This is a genomic window from Ideonella benzenivorans (assembly GCF_020387415.1).
Classification (GTDB): domain Bacteria; phylum Pseudomonadota; class Gammaproteobacteria; order Burkholderiales; family Burkholderiaceae_C; genus Ideonella; species Ideonella benzenivorans.
In genome coordinates this window covers 380,786-398,214 of record NZ_JAGWCB010000006.1, presented here as the reverse complement: position 1 = coordinate 398,214, position 17,429 = coordinate 380,786, and the positions used below count along the sequence as shown (strand labels likewise).

Here is a 17,429-nt window from a genome sequence, read left to right as displayed (position 1 = left end):
CGATCTCTTTTTGGCATCGCCCTGCACCAAATTCAGCGCTATCCGACGCAGGAGCCGCTTCCTACACTGGCCCGCATCGCCTCTCCCGCCCCCTGCTGCCGTGCCTTCCGACACCTCCCCTGCCGCTTCCGCCCTGCCGCTGATCGACATCCGCGGCCTGCGCAGCGCGGACCCCGCGGCCCAACGCGCCGTGGCCGACCAGCTGCGCCAGGCCTGCCTGGAACACGGCTTCTTCTACATCACCCACCACGGCATCGACCCGGCCCTGATCGATCAGGTCTTCGCCGCCAGCCAGCGCTTCTTCGATCTGGGCCTGGACGACAAGCTGGCAGTGGACAAGCGGCTCTCGCCCTGCAACCGCGGCTATGAGCCGCTGAAGGCGCAGACGCTGGAAACCGGCGCCCCGCCGGACCTGAAGGAGAGCTTCTACATCGGCGCCGAGGTGCCGGCCGACGACCCGCGCGTGCGGGCCGGCCGCTTCAACACCGGCCCCAACCAGTGGCCAGCCACGCTGCCGGACTTCGCACCGGTGATGAACCGCTATTACGCCGCCGCGCTGGACCTGGGCGAGACCCTGGTGCGCGGCCTGGCTCTGTCGCTGGACCTGCCGCCCGCCCACTTCGACGCCTACCTGGACGACCCGTCGGCCACGCTGCGCCTGCTGCACTACCCCCCGCAGCCGGCGAACCCGCAACCGGGCGAGAAGGGCTGCGGCGCCCACACCGACTTCGGCGGCATCACGCTGCTGCTGCAGGACGCCGCGGGCGGCCTGCAGGTCTGGGACACCCGGCAGCAGTGCTGGATCGACGCACCGCCGGTGCCCGGCGCCTTCGTGGTCAACATCGGCGACCTGTTCGCCCGCTGGACCAACGACCGCTATGTCTCGACCCTGCACCGGGTGATCAACGTCTCCGGCCGCGAACGCTATTCGGTGCCCTTTTTCTTCACCGGCAACCTGCAGCACCCGGTGGCATGCCTGCCCACCTGTCTGGCCCCCGGCGAGACGCCCAAGTACCCGGTCGTGACGGTGGAGGAACACCAGATCGCCTGCTACCGCCGCACCTACGGTTGAGCCCATGCCCCACATTGTTCTGATCCACGGGGCCTGGCAGGGCCGTTGGGCCTTTGCCGCCTGGACCCCGCTGCTGGAAGCCGCCGGCTGGACCGTGCATGCGGTGGACCTGCCCGGCAACGACGCCCAGCCCGAACAGGCCACCGAGGCCAGCCTGGCGGGCTACACCCGGCATGTGGTCCGTCTGCTGGAACAGCTGGAGGAGCCGGCCGTGGTGCTGGGCCACAGCGGCGGCGGCATCACCGCCTCGCAGGTGGCCGAGGCCGCGCCCGAGCGGGTGCGCGCGCTGGTCTACCTGGCCGGCATGATGCTGCCCAGCGGCATCGGCTATGGCGATGTGATCGACCAGTGCCGGGCCGCGGACCCGGCCTTTCAGTACACCGGCATCGACCCCTTCCTGCAATGGTCCGCCGACGGGCAGACCAGCTGGGTGCCGCCGGACGCCGGGGTGGCACTGTTTATGCACGACTGTCCGCCAGAAGCGGCACGCCAGGCCAGCCTGCGCCTGTGTGCCCAACCCGAAACCGGCCGCGTCATGCTCAACCAGCTCAGTCCCGAACGCTTTGGCCGCATCCCGCGGGTCTATGTGGAATGCCGGCAGGACCGCTCGGTCACGCTGCCGCTGCAACGCCGCATGCAGGCGCTCAGCCCGGGCGCCCTCGGCATCAGCCTGGACTGCGGCCACGTGCCACAGCTGGCCTGCCCCGAGGCCCTGACCGGCGCCCTGCTGCCCTTGCTGGACCAGTTGCTGCGGCCGCCGCAGGCCCGGGCCGCCTGAACCGCACCGCCCCTCTCCCATCCGTCCCTTGTTTTCCCAGGAGTTCCCCATGACCTTGCGTCCCCTCTTCGCCTCGCTGCTGGTGGCCTTCTCCGCCGGCGCCATGGCCGCCGACAAGCTGACCGTGCAGCTGGACTGGCTGCCCGGCGGCGACAAGTCCTTCGTCTACGCCGGCGTGCAGGAAGGCTTCTTCAAGGCCGAGGGGCTGGACGTGAAGATCGTGCCGGGCCGCGGCTCCTCCGATGCGGTGACCAAGATCGGCGCCGGCGCGGCCGACGTGGGCTTTGGTGGCATCTCGGCGCTGATGATGGCCGCCGCCGAAAGCGGTGTGCCGGTCAAGGCGGTGATGTCGCTCTACTCCAAGGGTCCGGACGCGCTGTTCACCCGTGCCGACACCAAGATCAAGACCCTCAAGGACGTCGAGGGCAAGACGGTGGCCATGCCCACCTTCTCGTCGTCCAACCAGCTCTGGCCGGTGGTGCTGCAGAAGAACGGCGTGAACCCGGACAAGGTCAAGATCATCAAGGCCGACCCCGCCACGCTGGCCCCGATGCTGGCCCAGGGCCGTGTCGATGCGACGATCAACTGGGTCACCGTCGCACCGGGCTTCAACGCGGTGCTCAAGCAGGCCGGCAAGGAGCTGCATGTGCTGCCCTGGTCGCAGTTCGGCCTGGACGGCTATGGCTGGTCGGTGATGGCCAGCGACAAGACCATCAAGGAACGCCCGGAGGTGCTCAAGCGCTACCTGAAGGCCCTCAACAAGTCGCTGGCCTTCGCGATCCAGAACCCGCAGAAGGCCGCCGAGGACCTGAAGGCCCAGGTGCCCGAGACCGACGTGGCCGTGGCCAAGGCCGAGTTCGAGGCCTCGATCCCGCTGCTGCACAACGAGATCAGCAAGCGTGACGGCATGGGCAAGTTCGAACCCAAGCTGCTGGGCGAGACCTGGCAGTGGGTGGCCAAGTCCATGAACTATGCGCCGACCAAGGTCGATCCGGAAAAGCTGGTCGACCGCAGCTTCCTGGCCAAGTAAGGCGGATCATCCGGATGCCCGCAGCCCCTGCCCCGGTCATTGACCTGAACGCGGTCACGCAGACCTTCGTCTCCAGCGACGGCAGCCCCGTGACGGCCCTGCAGGAGGTGAACCTGCACCTGCACCGGCACGAGTTCGTCTCGCTGATCGGGCCCTCGGGCTGCGGCAAGTCCACCATCCTGCGGCTCATCGCCGGGCTGCTGCGGCCCACGTCCGGCGAGGTCCGCATCTTCGACCTGCCGGTGACCGAGCCGCGCGACGAGATCGGCATGGTGTTCCAGAAGCCCACGCTGCTGCCCTGGCTCAGCGTGCTGGACAACATCACCTTCCCGATGAAGCACAAGTACGGCCGGGTCGATGCCAAGGACCAGGCGCGGGCGCGCGAGCTGCTGGCGATGATCGGGCTGCAGGACTTCGGCCACAAGCGGCCCGATGAGCTCTCGGGCGGCATGCAGCAGCGGGTGTCCATCGCCCGCTCGCTGCTGCACGACCCCGAGATCCTGCTGATGGACGAGCCCTTCTCGGCGCTGGATGCGCTCACCCGCGACGAGATGAGCTTCGAGCTGCTGCGCATCTGGAACGAGCGGCCCAAGACCGTGGTCTTCGTCACCCACTCGATCCAGGAGGCGCTGCTGCTGTCGGACCGCATCGTCGTGATGAGCGCCCGCCCCGGCCGCGTGGCCGACATCATCGACGTGCCGCTGGCGCGCCCGCGCACCCTGGCCACGCTGGCCGATCCGCTGTTCACGCAGATGGCCAACGACATCCGCGTGCAGGTCTTCAGCCGCAAGCCCGAATGAGGACGCCATGCCCGCCCTGCTGCAACGCCATGTCTCGCTGATCGTCTTCCTGCTCGCGCTGGCCGGCTGGGAGGCCGCCTGCCATCTGCTGGCCGTGCCCGAATACATCCTGCCCGCGCCCAGCGTGGTCTGGCACGCAGCCCTGGACCTGGGGCTCAGCCGCTGGCTGGACCACCTGGGCGCCACGCTCTCGGTCGCGCTGGCGGGCTATGCGCTGGCCATCGCGCTGGCCCTGCCGCTGGCGGTGGCCATCACCCGCTCGGCCCTGCTGTCGCGCATCATCATGCCCTGGCTGGTGGTGATCCAGTCCACCCCCATCGTCGCCATCGCGCCCATCATCGTCGTCACGCTGGGCGCCGGCGTGCTGCCGCGGGTGGTCATCACCACGCTGATCTCCTTCTTCCCGCTGGTGGTCTCCACCGCGCTGGGCCTGTCCTCGGTGCCGGCCGAGCTGATCGAGCTCTCACGCTCGCTGCGCGCCACCGGCACCCGGCAGTACTGGCAGATCCGCATGCCCTTTGCCGTGCCCTATGTGTTCTCGGCGCTGAAGGTGTCGATCACGCTGTCGGTGGTCGGCGCGGTGGTGGCCGAGTTCGTGGCCGCCGAGAAGGGCCTGGGCTACCTGATCCTGTTCTCCACTTCCTCCTTCAAGGTGCCGGTGGCCTTTGCCGCGCTGGCCCTGCTGGTGCTGTGCAGCCTGACGCTCTATGGTCTGGTGCAGCTGGCCCAGCGGCGTCTGTTCCCCTGGAGCCAGCGCGCACAGGCCTGAGCCGCGCGCGGTCCCCTCCCGTTTCCGAGCCGATCCATGACCGACCCGACCCCACTGCCCGCCCAGGGCCTGCCCCCCACCGCCGAGCAGATTCACCGCCATCTGCGCCATGCGCAGCGGGTGGCCGAACGCGCCATCGCGCTGGGCCACCACCCGTTTGGCGCCATCCTGGTGGGGCCGGACCAGGAGACCGTGCTGCTGGAGCAGTGCAACATCGACAGCGTCAACCACGCCGAATCGACCCTGGCACGGGTGGCCGCCACCAACTACACGCCGGAGTTCCTGTGGGGCTGCACGCTCTACACCACGGTGGAGCCCTGCTGCATGTGCGCCGGCACCGCCTACTGGGCCAACATCGGCCGCGTGGTCTTTGGCATGACCGAGGCCGCGCTGCTGGCGCACACCGGCAGCCATGCCGAGAACCCGACGATGAGCGTGTCCTCGCGCTATGTCTACGACCACTGCCAGAAGCCGGTCGAGCTGATCGGCCCGGTGCCCGAACTGGAAGCCGAGTTCGCCGCACTGCAGCAGCGCTTCTGGGCCACCCGCTGAGCCCGAACGCGATGGAGCTCGTCACCCCGCCCAGCCCGCAGGCCGCCCAGGCCCTGGCCGACCGGCTGGGCCCGCGCGCCTGCTTCATCGCTGGTGGCACCGTGCTGCAACAGGGTTGGGACGAGCCGCGCCTGGCGCCGGACGGGGTCTGCTTCATCAACCTGCAGGCCTGGCCCGAGACCCAGCAGATCACGCTGGACGACCACCACCTGCACATCGGCGCCGGCGCGCGGCTGGAGACGGTGCGCACCGACCCGCGGGTGCGCGCCCAGGCCCCGCTGCTCAGCGAGGCCCTGGGCCAGTTGGGCGCCCTGGGCGTGCGCCGCCTGGGCACGCTGGGTGGCAACGTGGGCTGGGGCGTGGGCGACACCGGCCCGGTGCTGCTGGTGCTGGACGCCGAGGCCCGGCTGGCCGACGGCACGCACGCGCCGCTGGTCGAGGTGCTGCAGCGCCCGGTGCTGCCGCTGCTGCTGGGCTTTCGCCTGCCGCGGGCCGATCGCCGCCCCGTGCACACCGCCTTCGAGAAGGTGGGCTACCGCGCCGCGTTCTCGCCCGCCCGGGTGCGGGTGGCCTTGCGCTGGGCCCGGCCCGAGCGGGGCCTGAGCCTGCTGCGCGCCGCCGCCGGCGCACCAGGCACGCCCATCCGCCGGCTGACCGCGGTCGAGGCCCTGCTGGATCAGCCCGGTGCGGTGACGCCCGACCTGGCCGCGGTGCGCCGCGCCTGCCAAGCCCATCTGCCTGCCGAGCTGGCCCTGATGGTCAGCCGCCTGATCGCCGGCCACTGTGGCCTGCTGTGACCCGCCAGCCCATGCCCGACGCCTTCGACACCCCGCACCAGCTGCTGCGCCCGGTCGAGCAGCTGCCCCATGACGTGCGGCCCGACGCGGCCGCCAAGCTCAGCGGCCAGCCCGGCTTTCTGACCGACCGCATCGCGCCCGGCCAGCTGCGCGGGCTGATCCTGGGCAGTCCGCACCCGCATGCGCGCATCCTGCGCATCGACACCTCAGCCGCCCGTGCCCTGCCCGGCGTGGTGGCGGTGCTGACCCATGCCGAGATCCCCGGCGTGGCCGACTACGGCCTGCGCAAGGTCGACCGGCCGGTGCTGTGCCGCGACAAGGTGCGCTACGTGGGCGACCCGGTGGCCGCCATCGCCGCGGTCGACCTGCCCACCGCCTACGCCGCGCGGGACCTGATCCGTGTGGACTACGAGGCGCTGCCGCTGGTCGACGACCCCGCCGCCGCGCTGGCCCCGGCGCTGCCACCCGCCGCCTGGGTGCATGCCGGCGGCAACCTGCTGCATGCGGTGCAACACACCCACGGCGACCCGGCCGCTGCCGAAGCGGCCACCGTGCACTGGGTGGAGGACACCTACACCACCCCGCGCCAGATGCACGCCTTCCTGGAAACCGAGGGCGGCGTGGCCGAGCCCGATGGCCAGGGCGGGCTGCGCCTGTTCTTCGGCGGCCACAACCCGACGCGCGAAGCCCAGGTCATCGCCGACCTGCTGGCCCTGCCCCGCGACAAGGTCCAGTCCACCGCCACGCCGGTGGGCGGCTCCTACGGCGGCAAGGACGAGCTGACCGTGCAACCCATCGCCGCGCTGCTGGCCTGGGCCACGCAGCAGCCGGTGCGCCTGCACCTGAGCCGGCCGCAGTCGACCGACTTCGGCGTCAAGCGCCATCCGATGCGCATCCACATGCGCACCGGCTGTGACGCCGCCGGCCGGCTGACCCTGCACCAGGTGGACATCCTGGCCGACACCGGCGCCTACGCCACCCACGGCCCCGAGGTGCTGGACGCGGCGGTGGAGCACGCGCCCGGCCCCTACCGCCACCAGGCGGTGCGGATCAACGCGCGCCTGGCCTACACCAACAACGGCGTGGCCGGCGCCTTCCGCGGCTTTGGCGCGGTGCAGGTGCAGTACGCGCTGGAGCAGCAGATGGACCGGCTGGCCGCCCGGGCCGGCCTGGCGCCGGACGCCTTCCGCGCCCTGAACCTGGTGGCACCCACCGACCCGGGCCCGCTGGGCCAGCAGGTCCTGCCCTTCGATGGCCCACAGCGCGCGCTGGACGTGGCCCGTCAGCAGCCGCTCTGGCGCGACGGGCCACACCACTGGCGCAGTGCCGACGGCCGCCACCGCCGCGGCGTGGGCCTGGCCCTGGTGCACCGCAGCGACGGCTTCGGCAAGAACGGCCCCAGCGCCAGCCGCATGACCCTGGCCCTGGCCGAGGACGGCGCGATCGAGCTACGCACCAGCTTCACCGAGCTGGGCCAGAACCTGGTCGGCGTGATCCGCGCCAGCTGTGTCACCCACCTGGGCTGCGGCCCGGCCGATGTGCGGCCGGTGCTGGGCGACACCCGGCGCGCCCCCGATTCTGGCCCGGTGGCCGCCTCGCGCGCGACCACGCTGGTCTGGCGCACGGTGACGCAGGCGCGCCCGGCCTGGCAGGCGGCCCTGTTGGGCGCTGCCGCCGCGCGGCTGCAGGCCCCGGTGAACACGCTGCACCTGGGCCCGGGTGGCGTGCACGATGCCGACGGCCTGCGCCTGGGCTACGCCGCCTTGGCCGCGGCCATGGGCCCCGATCGCCCGACGCTGTGCATCGAACTGCCGCCCGAAGACCCGGCGGACAACGCGCCCGATGTGCATTTCGTCTTCGGCGCCTGTACCGCGGTGGCCCAGGTGGTGGTGGACAGCTGGAGCGGCCTGGTGCGGGTGGAGAAACTGGTGATGTGCACCGCGCTGGGCCCGGTGGTGACGCCGCAGGGCTACCTGGGCCAGATGGAAGGCGGCGCCGTGATGGGCCTGGCCATGGCCACGCAGGAGGACCTGCGCTGCGAAGGCGGCCACTACACCGCCCGCAACCTGGACGCCTACCTGGTGCCCACGCTGGCCGACGCGCCCGAGATGGACCTGATCGCGATCCAGAACCTGCCCGAGGGCGACCCGGTCGGCCCGCGCGGCGCGGGCGAGATCAGCGTCAACTTCGCCACGCCGGCGGTGGCCAATGCGCTGGCGGCCGCCCTGCAGCACCCGATCACCCGGTTGCCGCTGCTGCCGGCCCAGGTCATCGCCATCCTGGAGCAGACCGCATGAATGCCGCCCCCACGCCCGAGAGGCTGATCACCGTCACGCTGCAACTCAACGGCCATCCCGTGCAGGTGGAATGCCGTCCGGACACCCGGCTGCTGACGCTGCTGCGCGAGCACTGGGGCCTGACCGGCGCCAAACCCGGCTGCGAGGTGGGGCGCTGCGGCGCCTGCATGGTGTGGCTGGACGATGCGCCGGCCAATGCCTGCCTGCTGATGGCCTACCAGCTGGAGGGGCGCGCGGTGCGCACCATCGAATCGGTGGCGGCCGACCCGGCCAGCCTGCCGGTGCGGCAGGCGCTGGCCGAATGTGGCGGCGTGCAGTGCGGCTACTGCAGCGCCGGCATGGTGATGACGATGAGCCACCTGGCGGGCCTGCAGCCCCGGCCCTCGCTGGCCGAGGCCGAGGCCCTGATGTGCGGCAATATCTGCCGCTGCACCGGCTACGGCGGCATCCGCCGCGCGCTGGTGCGGGTGTTCGACGCTCAGTGAGTGCCGCGCCCCGGCGGCAGCATCGACTTCAGCACGCCATCCTTCAGCATCACATGGTGGTAGATGGCGGCGGCGGCATGGCCACCGGCCAGCCAGAGGATGGCGTCACCCAGGAAACCATGCACCTCGCCCCAGTCGGCCGCCTCGGCCAGCGGGCTGTTGGCGATGAAGGGCATCTGGTCGACCCGCAAGCCGCCCAGCAGCGTCAGCGGATGGCCTTCGCTGCCCAGCGCCAGCAGCGCGGTGATGGGCAGCAGCAGCATCAGCAGCCACAACGCGCCTTGCACCATGCGCGCGGCGCGCTGCATCCAGGGGTTCATCTCGAACTGCGGGGCTGCCGGGCGCAGGGCCACCCAGAGCAGGCGCAGCAGCGTCAGCACGAAGACCGACACGCCCAGGCTTTCATGCCAGACGATGTCCCAGCGGGTGGCCGGGTCCAGCCCCTCGCGCATCTGGCGGCCGAAATGCTCCGGGCCCAGGGTGAAGGCCGCCACGATGATGATCGCGGTGAGCCAGTGGAAAGCCCGGCTGACCGTGTCGAAATGGGTCGCCGGCGTGGTGGTGTTGTTCATGAGACCGTGTCTTCGTCAGAAGTCGTGAGGGTTTCATTGTCCGTCGCCCAGCGGCCTGCGGTGCGCCCCTACCTTACCCGAAGCTGAAGGCCGACAGCGTGGTCTCCATCACCCGATCGGAGAAGGTCTTCTGGCCCCGGTCCTCTCCCGCGGCGCCGGCCACCACCATCAGCGGCAGCAGGTGCTCCTCGGCGCGCGGCGGGTGGCACCAGCGGGCCATTGGCGCATCGGCCCAGGTGGTCAGCGCGGCATCGCGCTCGGCGGCCGGGGCCTGCACGGCCTCGGTCAGCCAGGCATCGAAGGTGTCGGACACCGGGCCGAAGCGCGGGTCGCCGTAGCCCCGCATGTTGTGAAAGCTCATGCCACTGCCCACGATCAGCACGCCCTCGTCGCGCAGCGGCTGCAGCGCGCGGCCCAGCGCCAGGTGGGCGCCCGGGTCCAGCGACACGTTCAGCGAGAGCTGCACCACCGGGATGTCGGCCTGCGGCACCATCAGCAGCAGCGGGACGAACATGCCGTGGTCGAAGCCGCGCCGTGCGTCGATGTGCGAGGGCAGGCCGGCCTGCCCCAGCAGCGCGGTGATGCGCTCGGCCAGGGCCGGCTCGCCCGGGGCCGGGTACTTCAGTTCGTAGGTGTGCGGCGGGAAGCCGTAGTAGTCGTAGATCAGCTCAGGCTGGGCGCCGCCGGTGACGGCGAAGTCGCCCTCCAGCCAGTGGGCCGAGACCATCACGATGGCGCGGGGCCGCTGCGGCAGGCCGTCGACGATGCCGCGCAGGTAGGCCGCGGTCTTGTCCCAGGCATGCGGTGGGTTCCAGTCCATGAAGAAGCAGGGGCCGCCGCCGTGCGGGATGTACACGGTGGGCAGGCGGCCCGGCGAGGTGGTGACGGTGTGCTCGGTGCTCATGGTTCGACTCCGGAAACAGGCGAGAAAGGGGTAGAGGAAAGGGGGGCGCCCAACGCCAGCGGGACACGGGCTTGGCCGCCGATGTCCATGTCAATCCTGGGTCAGGGTCTGTGGCCGGGCCACGGTGAGGGTGGCCTGCGGCAGGTGGTGCAACCATTCGCGCAACACCAACAGCGTGGCCGCAAAACGGCCAGCGACAGGCAGCGCATCCTGGCTGGTGGGCCGGCCCAGGGCCAGCGCCGCCCAGCGGTTGAACAAGGCTTCCACCGTCTCGCGGTCCAGCGTGACAGGCCCGGCGTCCAGGGCGAGGCCGGCCTGGACGGCCACCTCGGCCACCGCGGCATCGGTGCTGACCAGCAGCGCCTCGGCCGGCAGGGCCGCACGCAGCGGCATGATCACGTCCTCGACCTCGGCGATGGCCATCTCGATGGCGGCCTCGCCCGGCCGGTCGGACGTGAAAAAGCGCCGCGCCAACGTCGCCAGGCCCAGGTCCACGGCGATCACCTGCGCCGGCCGGACCGCGGTGCCCAGCGCCAGCGCGGCGGCCTCGTCGCCCAGGTGCAAGGCCAGCCAGGCGGGTGCTGCAGGGCATGCGGCCCGCGCCCTGGCGTAGCTGGCCTCCGCCGCGCGGCGGGCCGAACTCAGTGCGTCATCGCTGGTGGCCATGATCGGATGCCTCGTTGAACGGCCGGCGCCTCAGGCGAGGGCCTGCCACCAAGCCAGAAAGTCGCCCTGCATCTCGGCGCTGATGCCATGGTCGATCGGGTAGAGCTTCAGCACATGGGGCACGCCGAGCGCGTCCAGCCACTGGTGGGCCCGGTGCGCCCAGTCCACCGGCAGCTTGCTGTCGTACTCGCCATGGCCGACAAAGCCACGCAGGCCGGCCAGGGCCGCCGGCGGAGCCAGATGGGGTTCCAGCTCCGGCAGGATACGCCCGGACAGCAGGCCGAAGCCCGCCACCGTGGCCGGTGCCGACAGGGCCACACTGGCACTCATGATGCCGCCCTGGCTGAAACCGGCCACCACCGTGTGCGCCGGCGCCACGCCATGCACGTGCTGCAGCTCGGCGATCAGGGCGATCAGCGCCCGGCGGCTGTGCTCGGCCTGCTCCGGCACGATGCGCGGGCCCTGCGCCGTGAAGGCCACCTGGAACCAGGCGAACTGCTGCGGCCCCAGCGCCAGCGGGCCGCGCACCAGGGCCACCAGCGTGTCATCCGGCACGCCATGGGCCAGGCCGGCCACCGACTGCTCGTGGCCGCCCACGCCGTGCAACAGCACCAGCAGTCGGCGGGGCGCCGCAGGGGCCGGCTGCAGCAGGCGAAAACTCAGGCCCGACACCGGATCGATCTCGACCGGCCCCGGGGAAGGCATCAGGGAACTCATCATTCGGCTTTCAGCAGCTCAGTCTGCGCGACGCCCTCAGGCGCGGTGGATCCAGATCGGGGCGATGGTGGCGTGACGGCCCTGGCCGAAATCGGCCCGCGTGGCCGGCGCCGATCACGGTGACTTTCATGTCCATTCCTTGGGGTTCAGTGCATGGCGTTCACTGTATTGATTCGAGCTTCGCCGATAAACTCCGATTCGATTGATTGATTGTCACGAGATGCGAGACAGTGGACCGCTTTCTGGAAATGCAGAGCTTCAACACCGTGGTCGAGGCAGGCAGCTTCGTCGCCGCGGCCGAGACGCTGAACCTGTCCAAGGCCGCGGTATCGCGCCATGTGGTGGAGCTGGAGAACCGGCTGGGCATCCGGCTCTTGCACCGCACGACCCGGCGTGTCTCGCTGACGCCCGAGGGCCAGGTGTTCTATGCCCGCAGCAAGGAGCTGCTGGCCGAGCTGGTCGATGCCGAGACTGAAGTCACCTCCAACCGCGAGGCCGCCTGCGGCCTGTTGCGCATCAACGCGCCCTTCACCTTCGGCATCCTGCACCTGGCGCCGCTGTGGGGGCGCTTTCGCGCCCTGCACCCGCAGGTCACGCTGGAGGTGACGCTGGCCGACCGGCTGGTGGACCTGGTGGAGGAAGGCTATGACCTGGCCATCCGCATCGCGGCGATGGAGAACTCCTCGCTGGTCAGCCGGCAACTGGCCACCACGCGCCTGGCCCTGTGCGCCTCACCGGCCTACCTGGCCGCCCACGGCACGCCACAGCACCCGGCCGAGCTGACGCAGCACCAGGTCATCGCCTACAGCTACTTCGCCACCAAGGACGAGTGGCACTTCACCGGGCCGCAGGGGCCGGTGAGCGTGCGCACCCGGCCCTGGATGCACACCAACAACGGCGAGACCTGCCTGGCCGCCGCCCTGGCCGACCAGGGCGTGATCCTGCAGCCCACTTTCCTGGTGGCGCCGGCCTTGGCCTCGGGCTCGCTGGTGGAACTGATGCCCAGCTACTGCGCGCACGAGATCGGCATCCACGCCGTCTACCCCAGCCGCAAGCATGTGTCGGCCAAGGTGCGGGTGCTGATCGACTTCCTGGTCGAACAGTTCACCGGCCAGGATGCGCGCTGGTGATGGTCTGAGCAACAGGCTCAGCGCGTGAGCCGATAGGCGGCCAGGCCGATCCATTCGTGCAGGGCCAACTGCCAACGATGCAGGCTCTCGGTCAGCGAATACTCGGTCCAGGGCGTGTCGGCCCCGGTGCGGAAGTCCACCGGATAGGGCGTGACCTGGCAGCCCACCGTCTGGAACTCGGCCACCGCGCGCGGCATGTGCCAGGCCGAGGTCACCAGCAGCCAGCGCTGCTCGCGGCAGCGCGGCCCCAGCAGCGCGGCCACGCGCTGGGCGTTCTCGCGCGTGGAGCGCGAACGGCTCTCCAGCACCACGTGGGCCATGTCCAGCCCCTGCTCGGCATAGAAGCGGCGGGCCAGCTCGGCCTCCGACACGCCGGTCACCCCCACCAGTCGCCCTTCCCCGCCGGTGAACACCAAGGTCATCGCCGGGTGCTGGCGCAGCCAGGGCAGGGGCACGGTCATGCGCTCGGCCGCGTCATTGAGCGGCACCTGGCCATGGGTGACGAAGCTGGCCGGGTGATCGAAGGCACCGCCCAGCACGATCACCCCCGCGTGCTGACCGATGCGGGCATCGGGAGGAACCGGGTAGCGGTCCTCCAGCGAACGCAGCAGCGCATCCGGTCCCGCCTGCACCCCCAGCAGCACCAGCCCACCCAGCCCGCCCCACAGCATGGACAGCGCCGCCCGACGGTGGCGCTTCAGCAGCCACAGAGCGATGATCCACCACAGCCCCAGCCAGCACAGGGGCTGGGTGATGGCCGACAGGAGCTTGGAGAGGGCAAAGAGCATGCGCCCATTCTGCCCACCTGGGTCAGTCGACGCCTGGCCCGCCTGCGGCGGATCAAAGACAGCGCCCCGCCACGGCGGCAAGCTCGCCGGCAGTCTTCCAGGGAGTTCCCATGAACCGCCGTCAACTGAACCATGCAATTCCCCTGGCCTGGCTGGCAGGCGGGCCCGCCACGGCCGCGGCCTGGAACCCGGGCGAGGACGACTACGACGCGGCCGTGCAGCAGATCTGGCGCACTGGCACCTTGCGCGGGCTGGAGGGGCGGGCCCTGAGCCTGGAACTGGTGCGTTGCGCCACCCTGGCGCCCAGCAGCCACAACACCCAGTGCTGGCGCTTCGCCATCGCGCCGCACACCATCACCGTGCTGCCGGATTTCAGCCGCCGCTGCCCGGCGGTGGACCCGGACGATCACCATCTGTTCGTGTCGCTGGGCTGCGCCACCGAGAACCTGGTGCAGGCGGCCGGCGCACATGGGCTGCAGGCCGAGGCCCACTTCGAGCCCACGCCTGCGGCCGTGCGGGTGACACTGACCCGCGGCACGCCGCAAGCCGGTGCCCTCTACACCGCCATCCCGGCACGCCAATGCACGCGCGGTGACTTCGACGGACGTCCGCTGGCGACCACCGAACTGAGACAGCTGGCCGCCGCGGCAGCGGGCCCCGGTGTGCAGTGCCATCTGTTCACCGAACGCGCGACGCTGGAGCGCATCCTGTCCTTCGTCGTCGAGGGCAACACCACGCAGATCCGTGACCCGGCCTTCGTGCGGGAGCTCAAGCAGTGGCTGCGTTTCAACGCGGCCGATGCCGTGCGCCTGGGCGACGGGCTGTACACCGCGGCCTCGGGCAACCCCACGGCGCCGGCCTGGCTGGGGCGGCTGCTGTTCGATCTCTTCTTCACCCCGGGTGCAGAAGCCGACCGCTATGCCCAGCAGGTGCGCAGTGCCGCCGGTGTGGCCGTGTTCGTGGCCGAACAGGCCGATGCCGCCCACTGGGTGGCCGTGGGCCGCGCCTACCAGCGCTTCGCCCTGCAGGCCACCGCCCTGGGCGTGCGCAACGCCATGCTCAACCAGCCCGTGGAAGTGGCCGCGCTGCGCCCCCGGTTCGCCACGGCGCTGGGCCTGGGGCCGCTCAGGCCCGACCTGGTGGTGCGCTTCGGCCGCGGCCCGGCCCTGCCCCGCTCGCTGCGCCGGCCGGTGTCGGCGGTGCTGGTCTGACAAGAAGACCGGGCCACCGAGCACCGCGCAGACGCAAAAAAGCCCGGACAGGCCGGGCTTTTGAGGCGCCTCGCGCAGGACACGCAAGACAGGTGTTTGGTGGCCTGGGGCGGAATCGAACCACCGACACGCGGATTTTCAATCCGCTGCTCTACCAACTGAGCTACCAGGCCGGGAAGCTGCGCAGTATAGCAGTGTTTCGGCGGAGCCTGCAACTGCCGCGCCGTGGAACCTTGTGCAAGCCCAAGAGCCGCCGCGATCCACACTGGATATTTCCCACCAATGCCTTCATGCTCAATCGCAGGAGGGTCAAGGATGTGAAGTCCTGTCCTCCGCTTCGGGCGTTCTGCCGCGCCACCCCGAGCAGGAACGCGGCGCCGCCGGGGGCCCATTCCAACGGAAGAGGAAACGAGGAACAAGCCATGAAACACACGAACTTCAAGCGTCTGCTGCTGGTGACCGCGTTGTGTATCGGAGGAGCCAGTGCACTGTCGCCGATGGCCTGGGCAGGTCCTGGTGGCGGTGGCGGCGGTGGCGGCGGTGGCGGCGGTGGTGGCGGTGGGGGCGGTAGTGGTGGGGGCAGCGGTGGCGCTGGCGGAGGCAGCGGGATGGGACCAGGGTCTCCTTCGACGCAGGCCACCACGGCACGCCAACAGACCCAGACCATGAGCCAGGAGCAGATGCGCACGCAGACGCGCGAGCAACTGCGCACGCAGGAGCAACTGCTGGTACAGACGCGCACGCAACTGCGCCAGCAGGAAGAAGCGCTGACGCAGACACGCACCCAGTTGCACCAGCAAGAACAGATGCTGCAAGCCACGCGCGCGCAGGTGCGCACCCAAAGCCAACTGACCACGCAACAGCGCGATCAGTTGCGGGAACAGGAGCGGCTGCAACAGCGCACCCTGGACCAGCTTCGAGACCAGGAACACCTGCAGACCCGGTTGCAGACGCAGTTGCGGGACCTGGAAAAGCTGCAGGTGAAACTGCAGACGCAGTGGCAGGAGCAGGACCGCCTCCAGGAGCGGCAAAGCCAGCCTTAATAGGGACTAACCCTGGCAGCCTCCACTCACTTGACGCGCATCAAGTGCGCTGGTGCGTGGAGGCCAAGAATGAACATCGCAAACGGATACAGGTAGAGGTACTTGATCCGGTGATTGCGAGAAGGAGGAGTTTGGAATGTCTCAGCCGCACGCCACGACAGGAAGCCCCAAGGTTTCTCAGCGTTTTGATTCACAGAAGGCATGGTCTCCGATCTGTGCTGCCATCCTGATGCTGGGTTGCAGTGCTGCCGGTGCAGCCCCGCTGAGTTGGTCGACCGTGGCCAACAGCGCCGACGTCATGCCGGGCAGCAGCAAGACATTCAACAGCTTCAACCAGCCGTCTGTGAACACCAATGGGCTGGTGGTGCTGCGTGGGCGCAGCAAGGGTCAGGATGGGCAACCGGCCAAGGGCATCTATGCCCGTGACATGAGCCAGGGCGGGCAGGCCCTCCAGCTGGTGTTCGATGTCTCGAGCACCGTGCCCGGCCCCAACAACACCTCGTATGACGGGAAGCTGGCCAGCCTGACCGAATTCCCCGCCTTCCCGCGCATCGGTAAGGACAGTGCCACCATCGTCACGCGGGGTCAGTCCAACCCGGTGTGGACCTACACCGATGCCAACGGCGCGGACACCAAGGCTGGCACCAGCGGCGTCTATGTGAAGCACAAGGGCACGGCCAAGGCCGCGGAAACCCAGTTGGGCGCCGCGCCCGGCATGAACCAATACAGCGTGCCCGGCGCGCCCGCCGGCACCCGGTTCGACCAGTTCCCCGGTGCGCCGGCGGTGGGTGGCGACAAGATCGTCTTCAAGGGCAACTACACCTCTGGCACCTCGAGGACCGGCATTTACTTCCGCAAGATCGCTGACAGCGCCACCAACGCCAAGACGCGCGTGGTGGCCGACAGCACCATGCTGATTCCCGGTCAGGTGGAAGGCGGCGTGACCTTTGGCTCGACCGCGCCGCCATCGGCCAGCGCGGAGGATGTGGTCTTCCTCGGCCTTGACAACGAAGCCAGCCCAAGCCTGGGCGGCATCTACCGGGCCCCGCTGGCGTCCCGCCCGGCGCTGGAATCCCTGGTGATGCTGAGCGACGCGGTGCCCGGCGAGGTGGCGGGCACCACCTTCCGGCAGATCGGCGAGGCCCTGTCCTACGATGGCCGGTTCGTGGGCTTCTGGGGTGCCTGGGGCAACGAGATGCGCGACATCCTGCTGACCTGCCCCACCGATGGCCAAGCCGACGTGGTGGCCTATTGCCAAGCCACCTATCCGGACGGCTATGCCACCCAGGTACCGGTTCACCAAGGCTTCTTCGTGATGGACACGCAGTCGCGCCAGCTGTACGCCGCGGCCAAGACCGGCGCGACCTACCAGGACTTCCTGTACTGGACCTTCTCGGGCAAGCCGCCCGGCAAGGGCGATGCCGACGCGGAGGATCCGGAACCGCCCCGCTGGCGCTCCGCCGCCTTCGTGTCCACCGCCCACAAGTCGGGCGGCAAGGCCCAGGTCGCCTTCAAGGGCCATCTGGCGAGTGGCACGGTGGACGGGCTTTACCTGACCACGGTGCCGTCCAAGACCAGCAGCATCAGCACGCTGGTGGACACAACCACGGCCGCCCGACTGATCGACCCGGCGGCACCGGCGGGGGCGGTGGTGTCCTCGATCGGTCTGGAGCGGGAGGCCCTGCGTGGCCCGTGGCTGGCCATCACGGCCAGCATGCTGGACACGGTGACGGGCGAAGCCTGGGCGGGGGTGTACGTGACCCGCACCAAGTGATGCGCGGCTGACACCGCCCCACATGACAACGCCCGGCAAGCCGG

At 70.2% G+C, this 17,429-nt stretch carries 18 protein-coding genes and 1 tRNA gene; 13 read left to right on the top strand and 6 right to left on the bottom strand.

The window, feature by feature from the left end:
• Window positions 1–100 precede the first annotated feature (100 nt).
• Genes KGA65_RS02700 through KGA65_RS02660 form a run of 9 tightly spaced genes read left to right on the top strand, consistent with a single transcriptional unit; the run spans window position 101 to window position 8,580 of the window.
• Window positions 101–1,072, top strand: a complete 972-nt coding sequence (locus KGA65_RS02700) for an isopenicillin N synthase family dioxygenase (protein WP_225861595.1) — start codon at window positions 101–103, stop codon at window positions 1,070–1,072.
• Between the two features lie 4 nt (window positions 1,073–1,076).
• Complete coding sequence (locus KGA65_RS02695; protein ID WP_225861594.1) at window positions 1,077–1,850, top strand: alpha/beta fold hydrolase; 774 nt, start codon at window positions 1,077–1,079, stop codon at window positions 1,848–1,850.
• A gap of 49 nt (window positions 1,851–1,899) precedes the next feature.
• The gene (locus KGA65_RS02690) at window positions 1,900–2,880 is read left to right on the top strand and encodes an ABC transporter substrate-binding protein (RefSeq protein ID WP_225861593.1); all 981 of its coding nucleotides are present in this window, start codon (window positions 1,900–1,902) and stop codon (window positions 2,878–2,880) included.
• Between the two features lie 14 nt (window positions 2,881–2,894).
• Entirely contained in the window at window positions 2,895–3,680 is a 786-nt protein-coding gene (locus KGA65_RS02685; RefSeq protein WP_225861592.1) for an ABC transporter ATP-binding protein, read from the top strand.
• A gap of 7 nt (window positions 3,681–3,687) precedes the next feature.
• Window positions 3,688–4,449: an ABC transporter permease gene (locus tag KGA65_RS02680; RefSeq protein ID WP_225861591.1), complete on the top strand. Its 762-nt coding sequence runs from the start codon at window positions 3,688–3,690 to the stop codon at window positions 4,447–4,449.
• A 36-nt stretch (window positions 4,450–4,485) separates the two neighbouring features.
• Window positions 4,486–5,001 (top strand): nucleoside deaminase, encoded by a 516-nt coding sequence (locus KGA65_RS02675; RefSeq protein WP_225861590.1) that lies wholly within the window; start codon window positions 4,486–4,488, stop codon window positions 4,999–5,001.
• An 11-nt stretch (window positions 5,002–5,012) separates the two neighbouring features.
• Entirely contained in the window at window positions 5,013–5,798 is a 786-nt protein-coding gene (locus KGA65_RS20990) for an FAD binding domain-containing protein (RefSeq protein ID WP_310740927.1), read from the top strand.
• Between the two features lie 11 nt (window positions 5,799–5,809).
• Window positions 5,810–8,095: a xanthine dehydrogenase family protein molybdopterin-binding subunit gene (locus tag KGA65_RS02665; protein WP_225861589.1), complete on the top strand. Its 2,286-nt coding sequence runs from the start codon at window positions 5,810–5,812 to the stop codon at window positions 8,093–8,095.
• The gene (locus tag KGA65_RS02660) at window positions 8,092–8,580 is read left to right on the top strand and encodes a (2Fe-2S)-binding protein (protein ID WP_225861588.1); all 489 of its coding nucleotides are present in this window, start codon (window positions 8,092–8,094) and stop codon (window positions 8,578–8,580) included. Before KGA65_RS02665 ends, KGA65_RS02660 begins: the two co-directional genes overlap by 4 nt.
• Here the strand turns inward: KGA65_RS02660 and KGA65_RS02655 are convergent.
• The 4 genes from KGA65_RS02655 to KGA65_RS02640 form a co-directional block, all read right to left on the bottom strand.
• On the bottom strand, window positions 8,574–9,152 hold the full coding sequence (locus KGA65_RS02655; protein ID WP_225861587.1) for a cytochrome b: 579 nt from the start codon (window positions 9,150–9,152) through the stop codon (window positions 8,574–8,576). The two genes, KGA65_RS02660 and KGA65_RS02655, sit on opposite strands and share 7 nt — an antisense overlap.
• A 73-nt stretch (window positions 9,153–9,225) precedes the next feature.
• Window positions 9,226–10,056 (bottom strand): DODA-type extradiol aromatic ring-opening family dioxygenase, encoded by an 831-nt coding sequence (locus KGA65_RS02650; protein WP_225861586.1) that lies wholly within the window; start codon window positions 10,054–10,056, stop codon window positions 9,226–9,228.
• Between the two features lie 90 nt (window positions 10,057–10,146).
• Entirely contained in the window at window positions 10,147–10,722 is a 576-nt protein-coding gene (locus KGA65_RS02645; RefSeq protein WP_225861585.1) for a hypothetical protein, read from the bottom strand.
• A 30-nt stretch (window positions 10,723–10,752) separates the two neighbouring features.
• Window positions 10,753–11,439, bottom strand: a complete 687-nt coding sequence (locus KGA65_RS02640; protein WP_225861584.1) for an alpha/beta hydrolase — start codon at window positions 11,437–11,439, stop codon at window positions 10,753–10,755.
• A gap of 230 nt (window positions 11,440–11,669) precedes the next feature.
• Between KGA65_RS02640 and KGA65_RS02635 the strand changes: the two genes are divergently transcribed.
• Complete coding sequence (locus KGA65_RS02635; protein WP_225861583.1) at window positions 11,670–12,569, top strand: LysR family transcriptional regulator; 900 nt, start codon at window positions 11,670–11,672, stop codon at window positions 12,567–12,569.
• A 17-nt stretch (window positions 12,570–12,586) separates the two neighbouring features.
• Here KGA65_RS02635 and KGA65_RS02630 read toward each other — a convergent pair whose 3' ends face one another.
• Window positions 12,587–13,357, bottom strand: coding sequence for a YdcF family protein (locus tag KGA65_RS02630; RefSeq protein WP_225861582.1), 771 nt, complete (start codon window positions 13,355–13,357; stop codon window positions 12,587–12,589).
• A gap of 110 nt (window positions 13,358–13,467) precedes the next feature.
• Here KGA65_RS02630 and KGA65_RS02625 point away from each other — a divergent pair, with 110 nt between their 5' ends.
• On the top strand, window positions 13,468–14,568 hold the full coding sequence (locus KGA65_RS02625) for an Acg family FMN-binding oxidoreductase (protein WP_225861581.1): 1,101 nt from the start codon (window positions 13,468–13,470) through the stop codon (window positions 14,566–14,568).
• A 97-nt stretch (window positions 14,569–14,665) separates the two neighbouring features.
• Here KGA65_RS02625 and KGA65_RS02620 read toward each other — a convergent pair.
• Window positions 14,666–14,741, bottom strand: a tRNA-Phe gene (locus KGA65_RS02620).
• Between the two features lie 249 nt (window positions 14,742–14,990).
• On the opposite strand from KGA65_RS02620, the gene KGA65_RS02615 reads away from it, so the two are divergent.
• Window positions 14,991–15,611 carry a hypothetical protein gene (locus KGA65_RS02615; protein ID WP_225861580.1) on the top strand — a complete coding sequence of 207 codons (621 nt, stop codon included), beginning with the start codon at window positions 14,991–14,993 and terminating at the stop codon, window positions 15,609–15,611.
• Between the two features lie 229 nt (window positions 15,612–15,840).
• Window positions 15,841–17,385 (top strand): hypothetical protein, encoded by a 1,545-nt coding sequence (locus KGA65_RS02610; RefSeq protein WP_225861579.1) that lies wholly within the window; start codon window positions 15,841–15,843, stop codon window positions 17,383–17,385.
• Window positions 17,386–17,429: the final 44 nt, after the last annotated feature.